Origin of the sequence: Streptomyces sp. NPDC059917 (genome assembly GCF_042730635.1) — a bacterium.
In the GTDB taxonomy this organism is placed as follows: Bacteria; Actinomycetota; Actinomycetes; order Streptomycetales; family Streptomycetaceae; genus Streptomyces.
Genome location: NZ_JBHWLC010000114.1, coordinates 1 through 20395, shown reverse-complemented (window position 1 = coordinate 20395; position 20395 = coordinate 1). Strand labels below are relative to the sequence as shown.

16 protein-coding genes are annotated in these 20395 nt (G+C 74.1%); 6 read left to right on the top strand and 10 right to left on the bottom strand.

The annotated features are described in order from the left end of the window. Positions 1 to 76: 76 nt before the first annotated feature. The 7 genes from fxsT to ACFWAR_RS36555 all read right to left on the bottom strand — a co-directional run bounded on the left by fxsT (position 77) and on the right by ACFWAR_RS36555 (position 12821). The gene (gene fxsT, locus ACFWAR_RS36585) at positions 77 to 3079 is read right to left on the bottom strand and encodes an FxSxx-COOH system tetratricopeptide repeat protein (protein WP_385787147.1); all 3003 of its coding nucleotides are present in this window, start codon (positions 3077 to 3079) and stop codon (positions 77 to 79) included. 74 nt (positions 3080 to 3153) lie between these two features. After that, positions 3154 to 4437: an HEXXH motif domain-containing protein gene (locus ACFWAR_RS36580; protein WP_385787144.1), complete on the bottom strand. Its 1284-nt coding sequence runs from the start codon at positions 4435 to 4437 to the stop codon at positions 3154 to 3156. Then, a complete protein-coding gene (locus tag ACFWAR_RS36575; RefSeq protein ID WP_385787141.1) occupies positions 4434 to 5720 on the bottom strand; it encodes an FxsB family cyclophane-forming radical SAM/SPASM peptide maturase in 1287 nt (428 codons plus the stop codon). The genes ACFWAR_RS36580 and ACFWAR_RS36575 overlap by 4 nt, the downstream gene beginning before the upstream one ends. A gap of 133 nt (positions 5721 to 5853) precedes the next feature. Next, positions 5854 to 6042 carry an FxSxx-COOH cyclophane-containing RiPP peptide gene (gene fxsA / locus ACFWAR_RS36570; protein ID WP_354382783.1) on the bottom strand — a complete coding sequence of 63 codons (189 nt, stop codon included), beginning with the start codon at positions 6040 to 6042 and terminating at the stop codon, positions 5854 to 5856. Between the two features lie 103 nt (positions 6043 to 6145). Continuing rightward, complete coding sequence (locus ACFWAR_RS36565; RefSeq protein WP_385787136.1) at positions 6146 to 9667, bottom strand: SAV_2336 N-terminal domain-related protein; 3522 nt, start codon at positions 9665 to 9667, stop codon at positions 6146 to 6148. Positions 9668 to 9673: 6 nt separating this feature from the next. Continuing rightward, on the bottom strand, positions 9674 to 10684 hold the full coding sequence (locus ACFWAR_RS36560) for an AAA family ATPase (protein ID WP_385787133.1): 1011 nt from the start codon (positions 10682 to 10684) through the stop codon (positions 9674 to 9676). A 55-nt stretch (positions 10685 to 10739) separates the two neighbouring features. Then, on the bottom strand, positions 10740 to 12821 hold the full coding sequence (locus ACFWAR_RS36555) for a trypsin-like peptidase domain-containing protein (protein WP_385787130.1): 2082 nt from the start codon (positions 12819 to 12821) through the stop codon (positions 10740 to 10742). A gap of 168 nt (positions 12822 to 12989) precedes the next feature. Here ACFWAR_RS36555 and ACFWAR_RS36550 point away from each other — a divergent pair, with 168 nt between their 5' ends. Next, complete coding sequence (locus ACFWAR_RS36550) at positions 12990 to 13175, top strand: DUF6104 family protein (RefSeq protein ID WP_356415216.1); 186 nt, start codon at positions 12990 to 12992, stop codon at positions 13173 to 13175. An 89-nt stretch (positions 13176 to 13264) separates the two neighbouring features. On the opposite strand, the gene ACFWAR_RS36545 is transcribed toward ACFWAR_RS36550, so the two are convergent. Next, positions 13265 to 14467, bottom strand: a complete 1203-nt coding sequence (locus ACFWAR_RS36545) for an NADP-dependent malic enzyme (RefSeq protein WP_385787126.1) — start codon at positions 14465 to 14467, stop codon at positions 13265 to 13267. A gap of 528 nt (positions 14468 to 14995) precedes the next feature. On the opposite strand from ACFWAR_RS36545, the gene ACFWAR_RS36540 reads away from it, so the two are divergent. From ACFWAR_RS36540 to ACFWAR_RS36530, 3 genes are read left to right on the top strand one after another with little or no spacing between them, the layout of a single operon-like run. Next, complete coding sequence (locus tag ACFWAR_RS36540) at positions 14996 to 15949, top strand: ABC transporter substrate-binding protein (protein WP_354382777.1); 954 nt, start codon at positions 14996 to 14998, stop codon at positions 15947 to 15949. Between the two features lie 29 nt (positions 15950 to 15978). Beyond that, positions 15979 to 16920 carry an amino acid ABC transporter permease gene (locus ACFWAR_RS36535; protein ID WP_385787122.1) on the top strand — a complete coding sequence of 314 codons (942 nt, stop codon included), beginning with the start codon at positions 15979 to 15981 and terminating at the stop codon, positions 16918 to 16920. An 11-nt stretch (positions 16921 to 16931) separates the two neighbouring features. After that, positions 16932 to 17684 (top strand): amino acid ABC transporter ATP-binding protein, encoded by a 753-nt coding sequence (locus ACFWAR_RS36530; protein WP_385787153.1) that lies wholly within the window; start codon positions 16932 to 16934, stop codon positions 17682 to 17684. An 87-nt stretch (positions 17685 to 17771) separates the two neighbouring features. On the opposite strand, the gene ACFWAR_RS36525 is transcribed toward ACFWAR_RS36530, so the two are convergent. Then, the gene (locus ACFWAR_RS36525; RefSeq protein WP_385787150.1) at positions 17772 to 18533 is read right to left on the bottom strand and encodes a class I SAM-dependent methyltransferase; all 762 of its coding nucleotides are present in this window, start codon (positions 18531 to 18533) and stop codon (positions 17772 to 17774) included. A gap of 94 nt (positions 18534 to 18627) precedes the next feature. Here ACFWAR_RS36525 and ACFWAR_RS36520 point away from each other — a divergent pair, with 94 nt between their 5' ends. Beyond that, complete coding sequence (locus ACFWAR_RS36520; RefSeq protein ID WP_385787119.1) at positions 18628 to 19257, top strand: CGNR zinc finger domain-containing protein; 630 nt, start codon at positions 18628 to 18630, stop codon at positions 19255 to 19257. Here ACFWAR_RS36520 and sodX read toward each other — a convergent pair. Continuing rightward, positions 19161 to 19562: a nickel-type superoxide dismutase maturation protease gene (gene sodX, locus ACFWAR_RS36515; RefSeq protein ID WP_385787116.1), complete on the bottom strand. Its 402-nt coding sequence runs from the start codon at positions 19560 to 19562 to the stop codon at positions 19161 to 19163. The genes ACFWAR_RS36520 and sodX overlap by 97 nt on opposite strands. 153 nt (positions 19563 to 19715) lie before the next feature. Here sodX and sodN point away from each other — a divergent pair, with 153 nt between their 5' ends. Further along, positions 19716 to 20111 carry a superoxide dismutase, Ni gene (sodN, locus tag ACFWAR_RS36510; RefSeq protein WP_330332571.1) on the top strand — a complete coding sequence of 132 codons (396 nt, stop codon included), beginning with the start codon at positions 19716 to 19718 and terminating at the stop codon, positions 20109 to 20111. Positions 20112 to 20395 lie beyond the last annotated feature (284 nt).

Genomic DNA, 20395 nt, shown 5'->3' with positions numbered 1-20395 from the left:
CCTCAAACGCCGGCGAGGCTGAAAGTGGCCCGGAGGCGGCCGGGCTGGGCTCAGGGCGCCGCCGGCAGGGCCAGGGCTACGGCTGGGGTTCGAAGTCCCAGTACGGGCGGACTCGTTGGCGGGCCGAGACCGTGTGGACGTGTTGGGTGCCCAGGGTGCGGGTCAGGGCCTTGAGCGCGTCGTCCTCGTTCTTGCGGGACTCGTCCGTCTGCTGGAGCGCCCGCAGGTCGGCCGCCAACGCGATCTGCGCGCTCAGCGCCATCGGATGGTCCGGCCCCAGCACCCGCTCCGCCGTCCGCAGCGTGTCCCGGCTCAACCGCACGGCGTCGTCGAGCCGCCCGGTGATGTTCCGGCAGCCCGCCGCGTTCAGCGCACTGCCCAGCGTCCACGGGTGCCGGTCCCCGAGCGCGTTGCGCATCCCGACCAGCGCCTGCTCGCACAGGCTCAGCGCCTCCTCGCGCTCGCCCTGGGCCCGGAGCACCAGCCCGAGGTTGCCGACCGTACCGATGCTGTACGGGTGGGCCAGGCCCAGTTGCGACTGGTAGCCCCGGACCACCGCCTCGGAGATCCGCCGGGACTCCTCGATGTCCCCGTACTCGCGCAGGTAGGTGGCGTAGTCGGAGGCGACCATCAGGGTCCACGGGTAGTCGGCGCCGAAGACCCGGGTGGCACGCTCCCACACCGTCCGCAGCCGGGTCCCCGCGCCGGGGATGTCCCCCGAGCGGCGCAGGCACAGGCCGAGGTTGTGCTCGGCGCGCAGGGTCTGCGGGTGGTTGACCCCCAGGATCTGGTTGTTGAGCTTGACCCCCTGTTCCTGGCGGGTCTGGGCCTCCCGGTAGCGGCCCATCAGCCGCAGCCCCATGGCGCAGGCGATCCCGGAGGAGAGGGTGGAGATGTGGTGCGAGCGCAGCACCCGCTCGCGGCGCCGCAGGGTCTCCAGGTCGAGGTCGTAGGCCTCCTGGTAGCGGCCCAGCAGCCGGTAGGTGGCGGCCAGGTTGTTCTGGGCGTTGAGGGTGGTGGAGTCGTCCTCGCCGAGGAGCTCGCGGTAGGTGGTCAGGCAGTGCTCGAAGAGGGCGCGGGCCGGTTCGAACTTGGCGATGCACAGCAGGACGCCGCCGTAGGCGCTGGTGGCCCGCAGGGTCTCCAGGTCCCGGTCGCCGCGCTCCTCGACGAGCCGGTCCGCGACGGCCTTGGTGAGGGTCTCGGCGCGCCGGAAGAGGCCGAGGTTGCGCAGGGCCCCGCCGTACTGGTAGCTCAGCTCGCGCACCCGGTCGTGGTCCTCGCCGAGCATGGACCGCCAGGCCAGGTCGGTCTGTTCGCACAGCCGCAGGCAGCTGCGGTACTCCCCGGCCAGGATCAGGTAGCGCAGGCAGCGCAGCAGGAAGGTCTGGATCCGCGGGTTGGTGCTGGTGAGCACCCCGGCGGTCTCCAGGTGCGGGATGAGCTCGGCGTACCTCGGCCAGAGCCGGGAGTCGGAGGGCCGCCCGGGGTCGGCCGCGGCCAGGACCTGGCGGACGGCGCGGGAGAGCGGCTCGGCCTCGTCCTCGGAGAGGTTCTCGCGGACGATGCCGTGCACCATCCGGTGCAGCTGGACGGTCTCCAGGCCGCCGCCGCCCTCCTCGACGGGCAGGTCGGAGTACTCCAGGCGGACGACGGAGAACTGCACGAGCTTGTTGAGGGCCGCGTTCCACCGGATCTGGTCGTTGATCAGTCCGGCGAGCTGTTCGGGCACGTCGTCCGCGGGGAACTCGCCGAGCAGGCGCAGCGGGACCGGGCCCGGCGCGAAGAACACGAACAGCCGCAGCAGGGCCAGGGCGTCGGGGAAGTTCTCGCGGACGTTGTTGAGGAGTATCGCGAGCGCGGTGGGGAAGGGCAGCGGGTAGTCGTCGGAGACGGCGACGGCCTCCCGGGAGTCCAGCCTGCGCCGCAGCAGCGCGAGGTAATCGCCCACGCTGAGCGGGGAGTCGGCGAGCCAGCCCGCGGTCTGGTCGAGGGCGAGCGGGTAGTCCTCCAGCGCCTCGGCGAGCTGGTCGGCCTCGTCGCCGGTGAGGCGGCGGGCGCGGCGGCGGATGAAGGTGATGGACTCGGGGCGGGCGTAGAGCGGGACTTCGACCAGGCTGGTGTGCCGGTTGCCCCACTCCCGGTTGCGCGAGGTGATGATGACGTCGCCCGCGCCGCCGGGCAGCAGGTCGGTCAGGTCGTCGGGGTTGTCGCACCCGTCGAAGATCATCAGCCAGCGGTTGAAGGGGGAGCCGCGGCGCAGCGCTTCGAGGACGGCGCGGATCTGCTCGCCGTAACTGCCCGCGCCGCGCGGCAGGCCGAGGGCGGGCGCGAGGTCGGCGAGCCGCTCGCGCAGGGTGGGCCGGTCCTCGGCGGGCACCCACCACACCACGTCGTACTCGGAGGCGAAGCGGTAGGCGTACTCGGTGGCGACCTGCGTCTTGCCCACGCCGGACAGCCCGAGCAGGGTGACGGTGGCGGCGCCGGGGGGCGCCTCGCTGAGGGCGGCGCGGAGCTTGCCGATGACGTCGTTGCGGCCGGTGAAGCGGGGGTTGCGGCGCGGGACGCGGCCCCAGATCTCGGGCGGGTCGTTGGGGAAGCGGGGGCCGCGGCGGCCGGTCTCGGTGCCGATCCGGTCGGTGGGCAGCTCCAGCCTGCGCAGCACCCGGTACTCGGCCTCGTAGGCGTCCAGCCCCCACAGGTCGGTCTTCTCCAGGGCGGCGACGGCGCTGGGCAGCGGGGCGTCGGTGAGGCAGACGGCGGCGAACCGGTCGGGGTGGGCGGCGGTGACGGTGCGCAGCGCCGCGTTCCACTCGTCGTCGGTGTGGGTGCCCGCGGAGAAGTACCGCTCGCTGAGGACGACGAGGACCCGACCGCCGCCGCGGGCGAGGTCGTCGAGGGCCTCGTCGAGGCCGGGGCTGTTCTGCGGGTCCCAGCGCTGGAGGGCGACGCGGTGGCCGTGTTCCTCCAGCCGGTGGGCGATCCACACGGCCCAGGGGCGGTTGAACCCCGCGAAGCTGATGACGAAGCGCTGTGGCTGCGCCGCTGTGTCGCGGTCGTGGCGACTACCGGTGGTCATGCGGCCGTCTCCCTGGAATCCGGGCGGTGGACGGGGTTGAAAAGGTACCGCAGGTGACGGGTGCTCAGCCCTTGTCAGGACGCGGCGAATGCGGCGAGTTCGGGGTGGTCCTCGCACCAGGCTCGACGGTCGTGGTCGATCGCCCGGCGCGCGACGGCCTGCTGGTCCCCCGGCGGCGGCAAGTCGTCCATGGCGGCTTCGGCGGCGGCCATCCCGGCGGTGAACTCCCGTCCGGCGACGGTGAGTTCGCGGGCGCCCTGGAGGACGGGGAGGACCGCGGCCACCTGGGCCCGGTAGCGGGCGTGCCGGGCCCACGCCCCGCGGGCTCCGTAGAGGGCGGCGCGCTGCCAGTAGCCGGCCAGGGCCAGGTGGGCGTACGCGCCGTGCAGGAGTCCCTCCAAGGGGCGGGGGTCGGCGCGCCAGGGGGCCCAGTAGCAGGGGGTGCGGTCGGCGGTGTGCAGCGTGAGGACGTCCGCGAGGGCGGTCAGCTTCCCGTGCTGGACCTCGTGGACGAGCGTGGCGGCGAGCGCGGGCGGGGCCTGGCCGCGGACCAGGACGGACCCGGCGGCGGCGGGCAGGGTGGCGCCGGTGGAACGGGCCCCGCCGGCCAGCGGGACCAGGGTGCGCAGGAGTTCGCCGATCTCCCCGGCCCGGGTGGAGTCGTAGCGCTCCAGGAGGGTGAGGGCGCCGGTCCACTGGATGTCCCAGCGCCGGTGCCCCTTGGGGGTGAGCCGGCGGGCGGGGCGTACGGAGGCGGAGTGGCCGAGGGCCCGGTACGGGTCGAGGTCGTCCAGGGCCGTCCGGCCGCCCGGAAGGCCGTGCAGGGCCAGGACGGCGGGGTCGGCCGGGTCCCAGGAGCGCTCGGTGAGCGCGACGGGCCCGGGGCGGGCGGGGCGCAGCAGGCCCAGGGTGGGCAGGACGAGGCGGCCGTGCAGCGGGCGCAGGGTGAGCTTGAAGTCGACTCCGGCGCGCAGGGCCGCGGCGGCGGCGAGGGCCCCGAGGTGCGCGAGGTCGGGGGCGGGCCCGTGGGGCGCGTGCAGCCGGCGCAGGGTCTCCTCGGCCCAGGCCCCGGTCGCCGGGTAGTGCAGTACGTCGCGCACCGCGCCGGGGTCGTGCCGCTCGGCCTCCTCCAGCAGGGCCCAGTGCTGGCCGGTCTCGCCGTCGGCTCCGCCGGGGGCGGCGTCGAGCACCCCGCGCAGCAGGACCAGGCGCTTGGAGCGGCGGATGTCGCGGACCAGCCGGGTGCCCTCGGCGCCGGGTTCGGTGGAGGAGAGGGCGCGCAGCAGGTGGGAGGTGACGGAGAAGCCGGGGAGCGGGTCGGGTGCGGCGGGCGCGGCGCCGGGGGCGGGGCGGGTCACGAGGCGGCCCGCTCGGGTCCGCGCGCGGTGGCGGCGGTCGGGGCCGCGGTGGCGGTGGTGGCGGCGTGGTGCAGGGCCGCGGCGATGTGCCGGATGAGCACCTGGAGGTCCTCGCAGTACACGGAGGGGTGTCGGAAGCCCAGGCCGGGCCGGTAGCGGTGCGGGTAGTGGCCGCCCCCGCACACCTCGACGAGTTCGCAGGAGCGGCAGCCGGTGGTGAGTGCGGCCCGGCCGAGCTGGCGGGCGGCCAGCCCGGGGTGGTCGAGGAGTTCGTCGAAGCTGTGGCTGTCCAGGGTCATCCCGGTGGCGGCGGCGCCCTCGTAGGCGGACTTGAGGGAGTCGGCCTGTTCGATGCTGCCGTCGGTCTCGATGACGGCGGTGGTGACCGGGGCCAGGCCCAGGGACTCGTTGGCGGCGGGCAGGCCGAGCAGCAGGGCGATGATCTCCTCGAAGAGCCGGATGCGGGTCCGGCGCACCCCGTCGTGCCACCAGCGCTCGAAGACGGCGGTCAGCCAGTCGGCGTACGGGGTGGTGCCCGGGGCCGCGCGGGGCGGCGGGTCGGCCCAGTTGGCCAGGGGCAGCAACAGCCCGATGGTGGGCGGCGCGAAGGCGAGCAGCGAGGCGTACGTCTCCACCGGGTCCTGGTCCACGTCCACCACGCACAGCACCCCGGCGTAGCTCTCCGGATGCCGGGCCAGCAGGCGCAGGCCGCGCGCGGCGGCGGCGAAGCCGGGGCGCCCGGCGTGGTCCACGCGCCGGGCGTTGTGCGCGGGGAGCCCCCCGTCGAGGCTGACGCCGACCCGGATCCCGGCGGCCGCGAGCGCCTGGAGCCGGCCCCGGGTGAGGAGGGTGGCGTTGGTCTGCACGGTGGCGGTGACCCGGGTGCGCGGGGAGCGGCGGGCGAGGGCCGCCCGGACCGCCTCGACGGGCGCGGCGAGGCCGGCGGGCGGGGTCAGCAGCGGCTCGCCGCCGTGCAGGACGAGGTCGACCCGGGGCAGGGCGTGGGCGGCGGCGTGTTCGGCGATCCGGTCGGCGGCGCGGGCGGCGGTGGCGGCGGGCATCGCCACGGGTTGGGCGCGCCAGCCCTGGTCGGCCATGGAGTAGACGTAGCAGTAGGTGCAGGCGAGGTTGCATCGGCTGCGCGTCTTGAGGACGAACTGGCGCAGGGGGTAGGGGTGGTGGCCCGCGGCGCGGAGCGCGGGGACGTCGAGCCGGGTATAGGGCCAGGGCGCGTGGACGCGGTGCGCGGGCAGCACGGCGTCGCGCGTGGTCGTCTGCCTCATTCGACTGTTCCTCCCGCTGCGGACGGTCCATCCCTGCCCGGTGGATGTGTACGGCTAACGGCGGAAAGTGGTCAACCAGGGGGCGTTTTCTGCCGGTTCGGACCGGCCGGTAGCCGGCCGGCACCCGGCCGGATCAGTCGACGCCGGAGTCGAAGGCGTTCAGTATCTCCGCCGGGTGGGTGACGCGCTCCACCATGCCCTCGACCACGTCCGCCAGCACCGGGTGGTCGATGCCCCGCAGCGCGGCCAGATCGAGCCCGGAAAGGTCCGGCAGCTGCCCCGAACACCGGCGTGCGACCACTTCCTGATGCTTTGTCACCATGGCTTTTCCGTCCCCCTGTTGCGTCGTGTGTTCGATGGGTCCACTCCCCTTTCCCGGCGCCCGGGGAGCGGAAACAGTCACGGGAGGGGCGCCCCGAGGCACGTCAGAGTGCCGCCTCCAGCGCACGCACCCGGGCGCGCACCGCCTCGCGCCGCTCGTCGGGGCCGGCCCCGCCCTCGGATCCGGTCGCCGCCGCCGACCCGGACCCGGCCGGGCCGAGGCGCTGCCACAGCTCCAGGGCCCCCCGGTAGGCGTCCAGCGCGGCCCGCGGCCGGGCCAGGCGCTCCAGCACCTGGCCGCGCAACATCTGGACGCGGGCGCCCAGTTCGACCGCGGCCTCCTCGCGGTCCGTGCGGTCGGCCTCCATCGCGGCGCGCCAGGCCCGCCGGTAGGAGTCGGCCGCGCGGTCGAGCCGGTCGACGGCCCGGGTCTGGGCGTGGATCTCCTGCTGCACGTCGCCGTGCTCGCGCCAGGCGTTCGCCCGTTCCAGGGGGCCGCGGGCGTGCCGGACCGCCAGCTCCAGCAGGTACTCGGCCTCGCGCAGGTCGACCAGGTCGCCCTCGTAGGAGTGCCGCAGCCGCAGGCCCGCGGCGAGTCGGTGCAGCCGGTGCGGGGCGCGCGGGTCGTTCTGCGGCACGGCGGCGCGGCTGTCGCGCAGCACCCGGACCGCCGTCGAGACGAACCGCTGCCCGTCGCCCGCGCGCGACCGCTCCAGGAGTACGTCGCCCCACTCGGGCAGCAACTCGCCGTAGGCCTCGCCGTCCCGGGGGATCAGCCGCCGGGCCCGGCCGTAGGCGTCGGCCGCCGCGTCGAGGTCCGCGGGGTCGGTGTCCCGCGCGTACCGCTCCCGGTGCACCCGGGCCAGGCACACCAGCGCCGCCAGCCGCAGTTCCGGCTCCCCGACGGCGTCGGCCAGCGCGGCCCTCAGCACCCCGGGCGCCTCGTCGAGCCGCTCCGGGACGTAGCGCAGCGCCCGGGCGAGCTCCACCCGTACCCAGCCGCGCTCCCCCGCGGCCCCGCCGTCCGGCGGCGCGGCCGCGGCCCCCGGCCCCGCGGCCCGCCCCTCGTCCGCGCCCCGCTCCCCCGGGCCCGTGCGGGCGCGCAGCAGCGGGGCCAGGCCCGCCGCCAGGCGGGTGGCGGCGCGGTCGGCCAGCAGGGTCCGCCCGGCCGGGTCCGGCTCACGGTCCGCCAGGGCCAGCAGGACCCGGCCCAGGGCCAGTTGGAGCCCCCCGTCCGGCTTGCCGCCGAGCTCCCGCTCCGCACGGTCGAAGACCTCCAGCGCGCCCAGGGCCTCGCGCAGCGCCGCCGGGTCGTCGTGCAGTTCGCACAGCCGCATCAGGGTCCGGGCCCGGCGGATCGCGCAGTCCAGGCGCAGCTCCCGTTCCAGCTCGGGCACGGCCCCGACGGCCGCGAACTCGCGCTCGGCGGCCGCCAGCAGCTCGGCCGCCTCGGGCCCGGAGCCCGACAGGGCGGCGTCGGCGCGTTCGTAGAGCACCCGGCCGAGCAGCGCGCGGGCCCGGACCATGCCGGGCAGCGCGCTCACCGCGCGCGCCGTGCGCTCGGCCTCGGTCAGCAGGTCGAGGTCCCGCTGCACCTCCCAGAGCCGCAGCAGCGCCCCGGCCAGCTCGAACTCGGCCTCGCCCGCCGGGTCCCCGGGTCCGGGCGGCGCCGTCACGGCGCGGCGCAGCACGGCGACGGCCTCGTACAGGGCGCGCTGGCCGCCGTCCCGGTCGCGGTCGAAGGCGGCGAGCCGGGTCCGGGCGGTGCGCACGGCCCAGGCCCGGCCGGGCACGGGGGCCGCCCCGCCCGGGGGCGGTTCCTCGGCTCCGGGCGGAGCGTCCTGCGGCCCGGGCAGGTAGCGGCGCACGACCTTGGCGGAGACCTGGGCGAAGGCCTGCGGCAGCTGCGGCAACCGCGGTACCGGCACCCGCCCCGGCTCCTCCCCGGCCCCGGCACCGCCCCCGGCGCCCGGACCGGTCCCCGCCGCCGCGCCGCCGGTGTCCGCTTCCGGCGCCCCGACCGGGGCCGCACCGGCCGGGGCGGCGCCGGTGAGCTGCGAGACCGCGAGCGCGGGGAAGTTGCGCACCCCCCGCCCGAAGTGCGCCAGTACGTACTCCGAGCAGTGCTTGAGCACCAGCGCGGCCTCGTCCCGGCCCAGCGGCCCGAGCAGGACGTCCTGCACTCCGGGCACGAACTCGTACCACTGCCCCGGCGTCGGACCGCTGCGCCGCAGCAGCCCGCTGAGCAGCACCTCCGCGAGGTCGGAGGGTTCCGAGTCGGGCAGCATCGTGCGCTGCACCAGCCGCATCACCGGGAGGGCGAGCGGGGTCGCCGACAGGTACACGGCGAGCTGCACGGCGCGCGGCGAGGCCGAGGAGCGGAAGCGGCGCACCAGTTCGCGCGGCGGGCGGGCGGCCCGCGGCAGCGGTGCGGGCGCCGCGGGATGGTCGACCAGCACCCGCCCGACCTCGGCCGGTACGGCCCCGCTGCCCAGCCCGGCCACCAGCCGGGCCCAGGCCCCGAGCGCGGGGGCGCTGGGCGGCAGCACGGGCACGGTGAGCCCGCCGACCGGTCGGCCCGGCCGCGGCGGCCGGTCGGGGCGGAACTCCAGGTGGGGCTCGCCGCCGTCGCGTCGGGCCAGCGTGCCCCGCTCGGTCGGCAGCCAGCTGCGGCCCCACAGCCGCTGGGGCAGCGGCTGGACGACCACGCAGGGCGTGCACTGGGCCCAGCGGTGCAGCAGTCGCTGCGCCTCGCCCTCGCGCCACAGCGGCCCGGCGCAGTCGGAGACCACCATGGTCAGTCCGCGCCCGGTCGGATCGCGCAGGACGTCGGCGGACCGCATCCGCACTTCCGGTTCCGCTCCGGTTCCGATCGCGGGTCGGCCGTCGGCGCGCCGGTGGAGGTAGTGCACCTGGACGTCCCGGAAGGCTCCCAGCCGCTCGCACACCGCCCGTAGCTCGTCGAACATGTCGTGCCAGACGGCCATCGACGGGGACGCGTCCAGGACCAGCCGCATCGTGCTCTCGCGCCGGGTCTCGGGCCGCATCACGGGGATGGCCAGGCCCAGCGCCCGGGCGCTGGCCTCGGCGGTGGCCGGCTCGTCCAGCACGCTGCGGGCCCGGGGCGCGGGTGGCCGGCGGCGCTGGAGCGCGCGCAGGGCCCGCTGGATGTCCAGGATCCGGGGCAGCGCGGCCGCCGTCGGCACCCGGACCGGGATCCCCGCGGCGCCCTCCGGTTCGGCTTCCGCTCCGGTTTCCCCCGGGCGGTACGGGCCCGCGCGCCCGGGGACGTACAGGTCGAGGCGGTCCTCCTCGGGCGGGCCCGCGGGCCCCGGCTCCGGGTCGGACGCCCCGACCCCCGAGCCGGTGGTCGCGTCCGTACCGTCCGCGCCGTCCGTACCGTCCGTCTCCTGCCCGCCGGGGTCGCCCACCGCGCGGGTCCCGGTCCCGTCGACCGCGCCCGTCCCGCTCGCCGGTGCGGTCCCCGCGCCCCGGGCCGCCCGGGTGCGCCCGGCCAGCCAGAGCGCGTCGGCCAGCTCCTCGACGGAGGGGTCGAGGCCGGCGGCGCGCAGCAGGGCGGTCAGGTCACGGATTCCGGGCGGCGGTGGTCCGGCGGCTGCGGTCACGGGCCCTCACCTCGAACGGTCGAGCCGCTGGATGAGCAGGTCGGCGAGGTCCTCCCGGGTGGGCGGCGCCGCGTGGTGGGTGAGGTAGATGGCGTTGAGGAGCTGGTCGGCGGCGACGAGCTCGCTCTGGGAGCGGCTGAGGAACTCCCGGATGAGGTCGGCGCCGAGCGCGGCCGCCTCCTCGCCCAGGTGGGCCCGGACCATGGTGGCGAGCCGCTTCTCGCCGGGCGGGCCGAGCTTGAGCTGGATGCAGCGGCGCAGCAGGGCGGCGGGGAAGTCGCGTTCGCCGTTGCTGGTCAGGATGATGAAGGGGAAGGCGCGGCAGCGGATCCGGCCGCCCCGGACGCTCACCTTGGCGCCGTCGTCGGTGAGGACCTGGACCTCGGGTTCGCGGTCGGCGACCCGCTCCAGCTCGGGGAGCGCGAACTCGCCCTCCTCCAGGACGTTGAGCAGGTCGTTGGGCAGGTCGATGTCGCTCTTGTCCAGCTCGTCGATGAGCAGGACGCGCGGCCGGTCGGTGGGCAGCAGCGCGGTCCCGAGCGGCCCGAGCCGGATGTACTTGCCGATGCCGGGCGTTCCGCCGGGGTCGCCGCCCCCGGCGGCGATCTGCACGTCCTGGAGGCGGGCGATGGCGTCGTAGCGGTAGAGGCCCTCCTGGAGCACGGTCCGGGAGACCACGGGCCAGCGCAGGACGCGGCCGAGCTTCAGCTCGTGCGCGACGGCGTGCGCGAGGGTGGACTTGCCGGTGCCGGGGTAGCCGGTCACCAGCAGGGGCCGGCGCAGGTACAGCGCGGCGTTGATGACGTCGAGCTCCTCCGGTTCGGGCCGGTGCATCTCGGCGGCGTGCCGGTGGGCGCCGAGCCGCCGGGTGGCGGCGCCGTCGACCGCGGCGGCCGCCTCGCCGGGCGGGGCGACCGGGCCGCCGTCGAAGTCCCGCCACGGCGGCGGGGGCGGCAGGGCGTCGATGCCGTCGTGGGGTTCGCCGACCCCGCGGTAGATGAGCCACTCGTCGTTCATGGTCGCTCCCCCTTCGTGGCGGCCGCCCCTGCCCCGGCCCCGGCGGGGCCGCGGCTCACAGGTCCCCCTGCAACGGTTCGTCGTCGGGCAGCGGGCGCCCGGGATCGTCCCAGACCAGGCCCAGCCCGGCGGCCCAGTACGCGTCGGGGTCGTGCCCGTGGGCCCGCCCCCGCAGGGACTGCAGCCGCAGGGCCAGCACGCCGCCGCGGCCCGCGTCGGCGAGTTCCTCGCGCAGGGCGCGGTGGAAGGGCGCGCACGGCAGCGTCGGGTCCGCCGGGGGCCGCCGGCACAGCACCACCCCGTAACCGGCGCGGTGGGCGGAGTGCAGGGATCCGAGGGTGGGGTCGGCGTCCGCGGCCCGGCAGTGGACGGGCACGGTGTTGTCGGGCTGGCCGTCGAGCCAGGCGTACGTGGGGGTGCGCCGGCGCCCCCGGTCGCAGTCGGCCCGTTCGTCGAGCAGCGGTCCGGCCTGGACCCGGGCCCAGCGGTCGGCCCGGCGGTGGCCGTCTTCCGTGGCGGGCGGTCCGGGCTCGGGCGGGTGGCGGAAGACCACGGGGCGCTGGGTGCCGACCGGGACCGCGCCCACCACCACCCACTCGTCCACGGGCAGGGTGAAAAGCTCGGGTGCGACGGCGGCCTCCAGCAGCGCGGCCCCCTCGTGCGTGTCGCAGCGCCGGAAGGCCTCGGCCAGCGGGGCCCGCAGCAGCTCGGGCAGCGCGGCGAGGGTGGCCCGCTCCCCCGCGTCGACGGGGGTCAGGTGCTCGGGGCCGAGGAGGACGGAGACCCGCCAGTCGTAGACCCGCTCCCAGCTGTGCGCCCACACCTCCAGCAGGACCGAGGGGCCGGGCGGGAGGATCTCGGCGGCGCGGGCGGGCCCGATCCGGACGGCTTGTCCGGCGGCGGCCAGCCTGCGCTCCTCGCGCGCCCGCTCGCGTTCCAGCAGGCCCCGCTCGTGCCGCTCGCCCAGCTCCCGGCGCAGGGGTCGCCACAGCCGCTCGGCGGTGGCCCGCACCCAGTCCCAGAGCTCCTCGTCGGCGCCGGGCGCGGGCGGCTCGCGGTGTTCGGCGACGCTGACGTCGGTGGCGTAGCGCAGCATGGCGGCGGCCTCGCTGACCCCGCCGGGCGGGTCGTAGAGCAGGCCGAGCCCGTCGCGCCAGCTCAGCGGGGCCAGCGGGCCGGGGTCCGGCTCCTCCCCGCGGGCCGCCTCGACCAGCGTCCGTACGGCCTCGGAGGAACCGGGCGGGGGCAGCTCGGCCAGCAGCCCGCACAGGGTGGTGCGCTCGCCGGGGGTGAGGCGCTGGCGGCCGCCGTAGGGGTCGGGGTCGGGGCGCGGGAGTTCGTCGTGCGCGTCGGTCCAGGTGCGGCGGTTGTCGACGTCGCTGAGGTGCTGGTCGTAGTGGTGCAGGTCGTGGGCCTGCATGACGCGGCGGTAGAGCCCGATCCGGCTCTTGGCGGAGATCGGCAGGGTGCGCAGCTGGACGACGGAGACGGCGAGCCCGCCACCGCCGCGCGCGCGGGCCTTGACCACGCCGACGACCTCGCCGCGGGCCAGGTCGACGACCGGGCCGCCGGACATGCCGTGCTCGATCTCGTCCTCGGCGCCGAGCCGGATGGCGGCGCCGTTGCCCGCGGTGCCGCGCAGCCGGGTGGTGCGGCCGGTGATCTCGGGGGTGCCCAGGTCCTCCGTGCAGCCGAAGTACGCGACCTCGTCGAAGCGCGGCCTGGCCCGGTCGGTGAGCCAGACGCAGGCGTGCGAGACGGGGGCCAGGACGCGCACGAGCGCCAGGTCGGGCAGCTCCCACAGGCCGGGCCCGCCGGGTCGGCGCTGCTCCAGCCGCTCGGGCAGGACGCACTCCACGCGTCCGGCGACGGTTCCGGTGGCGCCGTCCCCGCCGGAGGAAAAGGTGATGCCGACCTCCCGTCCCACCAGCCGCATCCCGCCGCCCCCTTCGCCCACCACGTGCGCGCACGTCAGGACCCAGCCGGGAGCGATGAAGAACCCGCTGCCCCAGGTGGCTCCGGTCCCAGGGTCCTCATACCCGTTCGGCGGGGCGTGGACGCGTACGGTCGCGGCCTGGACGAGGGGTTCCAGGAGCTCGAAGGCGCGCGCGGAGTCGCCCGTGCGCCCGTCCGCCATCCCCCGCCCCCGGTCCCGGTGAATCAGCACCCAGCAGCAACCAACGACTGCGTCCGCCAAGCGTGTTGAGGCCATCCAGGTTATCCCTGCCCGGTGCCCGGCGGGAGGTGTCCGGCCGACGCGGATTATCCTGGCCGGGAAACACCCCCATCACGCACGGAGCCTGTCTTGTACTTCACCGATCGCGGCATCGAGGAGCTGGAGAAGCGGCGCGGCGCGGAGGAGGTCACCTTCGAGTGGCTCGCCGAGCAGCTGCGCACCTTCGTGGACCTGAACCCCGACTTCGAGGTCCCGGTCGAGCGGCTGGCCACCTGGCTGGCCCGGCTCGACGACGAGGACGAGGACGACGAGTAGTCCGTCCCGTCCGATCCGGGTACGCCGAAGGCCCCGCCGCATCACTGCGGCGGGGCCTTCGGCGTACTGCTGCGCTACGGGCGGCTCGCTCAGGCGAGGCGCGCCACGCCGTCCGCGCGGGCGGCGGCGGCGACCGCCGCGGTGACGGCCTCGGCGACGCGCTCGTCGAAGGGCGACGGGATCACGTAGTCGGCGGCCAGCTCGTCACCGACGACACCGGCGATGGCGTCGGCGGCGGCGATCTTCATGTTCTCGGTGATCCGGGAGGCCCGGACCTTGAGGGCGCCCGCGAAGATGCCGGGGAACGCGAGCACGTTGTTGATCTGGTTCGGGAAGTCCGAGCGGCCCGTGGCCACGACCGCCGCGTACTTGTGCGCGACGTCGGGGTGGACCTCCGGGTTCGGGTTGGCCATGGCGAAGACGAAGCAGTCCTTCGCCATCGTCGCCACCGCGGCCTCGGGGACCGTACCGCCGGAGACGCCGATGAAGACGTCGGCGCCGACGAGGGCGTCCTCCAGGGAGCCGGTCAGACCGGTCTTGTTGGTGAGGCCCGCGATCTCCGCCTTGACGTCCGTGAGGTCGGAGCGGTCGGCGGAGACGACGCCCTTGCGGTCGGTGACGCAGACGTCACCGATCCCGGCGTCCACCAGGATCTTGGCGATGGCGATGCCCGCCGCGCCCGCGCCCGAGATCACGGCGCGCAGGTCCGCGAGGGTGCGGCCGGTGAGCTTGGCGGCGTTGCGCAGGGCGGCCAGCGACACGATGGCGGTGCCGTGCTGGTCGTCGTGGAAGATCGGGATGTCCACGCGCTCCTGGAGGCGGCGCTCGATCTCGAAGCAGCGGGGCGCCGAGATGTCCTCCAGGTTGACCCCGCCGAAGGAGGGGGCGAGCCGGACGATGGTCTCGATGATCTCGTCCGTGTCCTTGGTGGCCAGCGCGATCGGAACCGCGTCGACACCACCGAACTGCTTGAAGAGGATGGCCTTGCCCTCCATGACGGGGAGCGAGGCCTCCGGCCCGATGTCACCGAGTCCGAGCACGGCGGTACCGTCGGTGACGACGGCGACCACGTTGGACTTCCAGGTGTACTCGTTGACCAGCTCGGGCTGCTCCGCGATGGCGGTGCAGACCTTGGCCACGCCGGGCGTGTATGCGAGGGACAGGTCGTCCTTGTCCCGGACGGGAACGGTGGCCACGATGGCCATCTTTCCGCCACGGTGAAGCGCGAACACCGCATCCGGGTTGTTGTCCGTAACGCTGTCGCTGCGAGGATTGACGATCTCCGCTGCCACTTTCTTAACCCCTTAAGTCTTTAATTCGTTGAGGGTGACCACTCCTGGTTAAGGGGTGGGCGGGCACCGCGTCCGTACTCCGCGTCGACGGGTTGGTTGATCCGTCTCCGCGAAGGGGAGGTTCGTACGCGCGGGCGCGCCGCACGCGCGCCCTGAGCCCCGGATGAGGGGTGTAAGGATCTGTTCTACCCGAAGAACGCTCACCCAGACGAGTCGATTCCTGCTCGACCATAAGCCTCTTGTCCTAGTTTCGGCGAAAAGTCCAAGAGTCTGTGTCCAGTACCCGAGACGGACCGCAAAAGCTCCGGTAAAGAAGGCCTCCGACGGCGCATACTCCCGCCGCGACAGCCCATCCCCGCAGCGATGTTGGGTTACCGGGGTCGCCCGTTATGCGATTTTGACCTGATGGGCATCCTGAATGCGCCAGTCCGAATGGCAAGATGCCGTAATCACACAAGGTCGCGACACTCGAAGGTGCGTGCCCGACCGCCATCGGATGCTTTCCACCCCTGTCGGAGGAACCAGCTCATGACCGCAAGCACCACCCGCCGCACGACTGCCGCCCGGTCCCGGATCGCCGCGGTCGGCGCGATCGCGGTCGCCGGCGCCCTGATCCTCACCGGGTGTGGCGACCAGACCGACAAGGGCTCCGACACGGGCGGCAAGACGAGCAGCGCCCCGCTGTTCTCGAAGCTCCCGAAGAAGATCCAGGACGCCGGTGTGATCAAGGTCGGCACCGACGCCACCTACGCCCCGATGGAGTTCAAGGAGGGCGAGAAGATCGTCGGCGTCGACCCCGACATCGCCGCCGCCCTCAGCAAGCAGCTCGGCGTGAAGTTCGAGTTCACCTCCGGCACCTTCGCCACGCTGCTGGGCGGTCTGCCCACCGGCCGCACCGACGTCGTCATGTCCTCCATGAGCGACACCAAGGCCCGCCAGCAGGGCCTCGACGACAAGGGCCAGAAGACCGGTAACGGCGTCGACTTCGTCGACTACTTCACCGCGTCGACCGGCATCCTGGTCAAGAAGGGCAACCCGGAGGGCATCAAGACCCTCGACGACCTGTGCGGCAAGAAGCTCGCCGTCCAGCGCGGCACGACGTACGAGCAGTCCGCCAAGGACCAGAGCGCCAAGTGCGAGAAGGACGGCAAGGCGAAGCTCTCCATCGAGGCCTTCGACACCGACGCCGAGGCGCAGACCCGCGTGAAGGCCGGCGGCGCCGTCGCCGACCTGAACGACTCGCCGGTCGCCGCGTACATCGCGCAGACCGCGGGCGGCGGCAACGACTTCGAGGCCGTCGCCAACCCGGGTGACGCCGGCCTCTTCGGCATCGCCATCGACAAGAAGAACACCGAGCTGCGCGACGCCCTGGCCGCCGCCATCGACGCGACGATCAAGGACGGCAGCTACAAGGCCGCCCTGGACAAGTGGAACGCGGCCTCCGGCGCCGTCACCAAGGCCCAGGTCAACGCAGGTCAGTGACCCCCACGCAGCACTGAAGGGCAGTCACTGTGACTGACAAGCTCGAAAAGGTCCCCGGACCGGCGGACACCCCGCCGGCCGGGTCCGTCCCGCCCGAAATGATCCGCGCCATCCCCGTCCGGCACTACGGACGCTGGATCAGCGGCATCGTCGCGATCGTCCTGTTCGGCGCGATCATCTACGCCTTCTCCCAGGGCAACGTCCGCTGGCAGACCGTCCCCGAGAAGCTCTTCGACGCGAGCATCCTCAGCGGCCTGTGGCACACGGTCCTGATCAGCGTCGCGGCGATGGCGCTCGGCCTGGTCCTCGGCGTCGCCTTCGCCGTGATGCGGCTGTCGAAGAACCCGGTGACCAGCACCATCTCCTGGTTCTACATCTGGTTCTTCCGCGGCACCCCGGTCTACGTCCAGCTGCTCATCTGGTTCAACCTCGCCCTGATCTTCCCGATCCTGAACCTCGGGTTCTACAAGGACGAGATGACCCAGGTCATGACCCCCTTCCTGGCCGCCCTGCTGGGTCTCGGCCTCAACGAGGGCGCGTACATGGCGGAGATCGTCCGGGCCGGCATCCAGTCGGTCGACGAAGGGCAGTCGGAGGCGTCCCACGCACTGGGCATGACCCGCACGCAGACGATGCGCCGGGTCGTGCTGCCGCAGGCGATGCGCGTGATCGTGCCGCCGACGGGCAACGAGTTCATCAACATGCTCAAGACCTCGTCGCTGGTCGTCGCCGTGCAGTACGCGGACCTGCTGCGGGCCGCGCAGGACATCGCGGCCACCTCGTTCGCGGTGATGGAGATGTTCATCGTCGCGTCGATCTGGTACCTCGCCCTGACCAGCGTGTTCAGCGTCGGCCAGTACTACCTGGAGCGCCGTTTCGCGCGCGGCTCGCTGCGCAGCCTGCCGCCGACCCCGCTCCAGCGACTGCGCGCCAACCTGAACATGTTCCGCCGTACGGAGGTGGCGAAGTGACCGCCCAGCCGATGGTCAAAGCCGAGGCCGTGCACAAGTCCTACGGCGCCGCCCACATCCTGCGGGGCATCGACCTCGAGGTCGCGCCGCGCGAGGTGTTCTGCCTGGTCGGCCCGTCCGGCTCCGGCAAGTCCACCTTCCTGCGGTGCATCAACCACCTGGAGCAGGTCAACGCCGGCCGCCTCTACGTGGACGGCCAGCTGGTCGGGTACCGCCAGAAGGGCGACAAGCTCTACGAGCTGAAGGACAGCGAGGTCGCGGCCCAGCGCCGGGACATCGGCATGGTCTTCCAGCGGTTCAACCTGTTCCCGCACATGACGGCCATAGAGAACGTCATGGAAGCCCCGGTCATGGTCAAGGGCGAGAGCAAGACGGTCGCGCGGGAGCGCGCCGTCAAGCTCCTCGACCGCGTGGGCCTGGGCGACAAGGGCGGGAACTACCCCTCGCAGCTCTCCGGCGGCCAGCAGCAGCGCGTGGCGATCGCCCGCGCGCTGGCCATGGAGCCGAAGCTGATGCTCTTCGACGAGCCCACCTCGGCGCTCGACCCGGAGCTGGTCGGCGACGTCCTCGACGTCATGCGGGACCTGGCCGAATCGGGCATGACCATGATCGTGGTCACGCACGAGATGGGCTTCGCCCGCGAGGTCGGCGACAGCCTGGTGTTCATGGACGGCGGCGTGGTCGTCGAGGCGGGCAACCCGCGCGACGTCCTCGGCAACCCGCAGCACGACCGGACGAAGGCGTTCCTGTCCAAGGTGCTGTAACCCCGCGCACGCAGTGGGAAGAGGGGCGGTGCGGACGATGTCCGTACCGCCCCTCTTCGTCGCTCCGCGGGCCCGCGGAGCGATCCCCTACTTGAGTCCTAGGACCAGCGCGTCCGACGGCGAGCGCCAGACGGTACGGGCCTCCGCGAAGCCCGCCTCGCGCAGGGTGCGGGCGTGCCACGCCTCGTCCGGGGTGTCCCCGTCGGCGTGCTCGCCGTAGATCTCGTACCGCTTCTTCGTGGGCTCGGCGAGCACCGGGTCGGCCGCGGCCACGGCCCACCACTCGGCCCAGTCGAGCACGCCCTCGGCGCGGGCCCGGTCCATGCCCGCGTGCCGGTGGGCGCGCTCGGCGGCGTTGAGGAGCGGGGTCGCCGGGTCGGGCATGTGGTCGGCGTTCATGAAGACGCCCCCGGGGCGCACCAGGGGCGCCAGCTGCCCGTAGAGCACGGCGAGCTGCGGGCTGTACAGCCAGTGCAGGGCGGTGGCCGTGAGCACCGCGTCGTAGTCCCCGTGCGGGAGCCGCAGGGCCCAGTCGGGGTCCTTGAGGTCCGCGGTGACGAAGGTGACCCGCGCGTCGCCCGCGAAGTGGCCCTCGGCGATGGTCAACAGGGCGGGGTCGAGGTCGACGCCCGTACTGGTGGCGTTCGGGAACCGTTTGAGGACGCGGTCCGTGATACTTCCCGTACCGCACGCCAGATCCAGCACCCGGGGCGCCGTGCCGACGACCGCCTCGACCATGTCCAGCATGACCCGGAACCGCTCCTCGCGGTCCGGGAGGTACCACTCCTGCTGGCGGTCCCAGCTGTCCTGCCAGGCCTGCCAGTCCGTTCCGGTCGCCGCGTCCGTCATCTCGAACCCCTCCACCCGTAATACCCTAGAAGGCATGTCGGCCGTTACCTGAACGGCACACCCGCACACTAATCCTCATCCGTAAGGACTACAAGTGGAACTGGCCCATTACTCGGACTACGCCGTGCGCCTGGTCAACACCGAGGAGCCGGCCCGTGGCAAGGACGCGCTGACGTCGGCGGAGACGGCCCGGGCCCTGTTCGGGGCCAGCCTCCAGGACGCCCGCCGGGTCACCGACGCCGACGTCACCCGTTTCCGCAACGTCCGCGCGCGGCTGCGCGCGATCTTCGAGGCGGCCGACTCGGGCGACCACTTCCTGGCGGTGGACCTGCTGAACTCGCTCCTGATGGAGTTCCCCGTGAGCCCGCAGATCTCCGGGCACGAAACGCCCGGCCCGGACGGCGAGCCCAACTGGCACATGCACCTCGCCGACCACCCCTCCAACGCCTCGGCCGGGTACGCCGCGATCGCCTCCATGGGCCTGGCGTACCACCTGACGTCCTACGGCGCGGACCGGCTGGGACTGTGCCAGGCGCCGCCGTGCCGCAACGCCTACCTCGACACCTCCACCAACCGGTCCCGGCGCTACTGCTCGGACCGCTGCGCCACCCGGGCCAACGTGGCCGCCTACCGGGCGCGCAAGCGCGAGGAGGCGCTCGGGTCCGGGAGCAGCGGACGCACCGCGCGGGCCAGCCAGGACGCCCGGGCCGCCAGCGAGGTCTGACCGGCGGCGGGCGGCCGCAGGCGCAGCCGCCCGACGCCCAGCACGAGTTCGTCGGGCACCACGCCGTAGTCCTCGCTGTCCCCGCTCTCGTTGAAGCCGTTGTCCCCCAGCACCCACCAGCCGCCCCCGCGACGCTCGGCGGCGCGCTTGACGACCAGCAGGTCCTGCTGGAGGGGGTGGCGCAGCACCACGACGTCACCGGGGCGCACGCGCCCGCCGTAGTGGACGAGCACCTGATCGCCGGAGTCCAGGGTGGGGGCCATCGAAGGCCCGTACACCTCCACCATCCCGATCGGCACGTGCATGTGACACCTTCCCGGTTCCGTCCGTACGTTCGCTCACCACCCCCATCGTGACGCTGGACTTTTGTCCTAAGCCCACGGGGCCGCCCGCGAATTCCGCTTTCTCACGGAGTAATCTCCCCCTTGAGAAGACGATCACGAGGAGGACCCACCCCCATGCTTTCCCGCTTCTTCGCCCCCAAGGTCACGGTCAGCGCGCACTGCGACCTGCCGTGCGGCGTCTACGACCCCGCCCAGGCCCGTATCGAGGCCGAGTCCGTCAAGGCCGTGCAGGAGAAGTACCAGGCCAACGACGACGCGGACTTCCGCGCCCGCGCCATCACCATCAAGGAGCAGCGCGCGGAGCTCGCGAAGCACCACGTCTCGGTGCTGTGGAGCGACTACTTCAAGCCGCCGCACTTCGAGAAGTACCCGCAGCTGCACGCCCTGGTCAACGACACCCTCAAGGCCCTCTCGGCCGCCAAGGCGTCGAACGACCCGGCGACGGGCCAGAAGGCCCTCGAGCTGATCGCGGAGATCGACCGCATCTTCTGGGAGACCAAGGCCGCCTGATCTCGGGCACCCCGGACACCTCCCCGCGCCGCTGCTCAGGGCGCGAACGACAACGGCCCGACCGCTCCGAGCGGCCGGGCCGTTGTCGTATGTCGCGCGCCGGGAACGGGCCCGGTGAGCGCACGGCCGCGCCGGCTCCAGGTGGGCCCGTTCGGGCCACGCGCGGAGGGGCGCGGGGGCCCCGGGCGCCCCCGCCCCGCCGCGGCCCAACCCACCCCCCCCCCCGGCCGGGGGGGGGGCCGATGGCGCCCGGGCCCCAAAGGAACCAGGGGTCAGGGGGTGGC

Excerpts from the sequence above, each read along its gene's own strand:
- fxsT (WP_385787147.1), bottom strand. The coding sequence starts at position 3,079 with ATGACCACCGGTAGTCGCCACGACCGCGACACAGCGGCGCAGCCACAG.
- ACFWAR_RS36575 (WP_385787141.1), bottom strand. The coding sequence starts at position 5,720 with ATGAGGCAGACGACCACGCGCGACGCCGTGCTGCCCGCGCACCGCGTC.
- fxsA (WP_354382783.1), bottom strand. The coding sequence starts at position 6,042 with ATGGTGACAAAGCATCAGGAAGTGGTCGCACGCCGGTGTTCGGGGCAG.
- ACFWAR_RS36560 (WP_385787133.1), bottom strand. The coding sequence starts at position 10,684 with ATGAACGACGAGTGGCTCATCTACCGCGGGGTCGGCGAACCCCACGAC.
- ACFWAR_RS36555 (WP_385787130.1), bottom strand. The coding sequence starts at position 12,821 with ATGGCGGACGGGCGCACGGGCGACTCCGCGCGCGCCTTCGAGCTCCTG.
- ACFWAR_RS36540 (WP_354382777.1), top strand. The coding sequence starts at position 14,996 with ATGACCGCAAGCACCACCCGCCGCACGACTGCCGCCCGGTCCCGGATC.
- ACFWAR_RS36530 (WP_385787153.1), top strand. The coding sequence starts at position 16,932 with ATGGTCAAAGCCGAGGCCGTGCACAAGTCCTACGGCGCCGCCCACATC.
- ACFWAR_RS36525 (WP_385787150.1), bottom strand. The coding sequence starts at position 18,533 with ATGACGGACGCGGCGACCGGAACGGACTGGCAGGCCTGGCAGGACAGC.
- sodX (WP_385787116.1), bottom strand. The coding sequence starts at position 19,562 with ATGCACGTGCCGATCGGGATGGTGGAGGTGTACGGGCCTTCGATGGCC.
- sodN (WP_330332571.1), top strand. The coding sequence starts at position 19,716 with ATGCTTTCCCGCTTCTTCGCCCCCAAGGTCACGGTCAGCGCGCACTGC.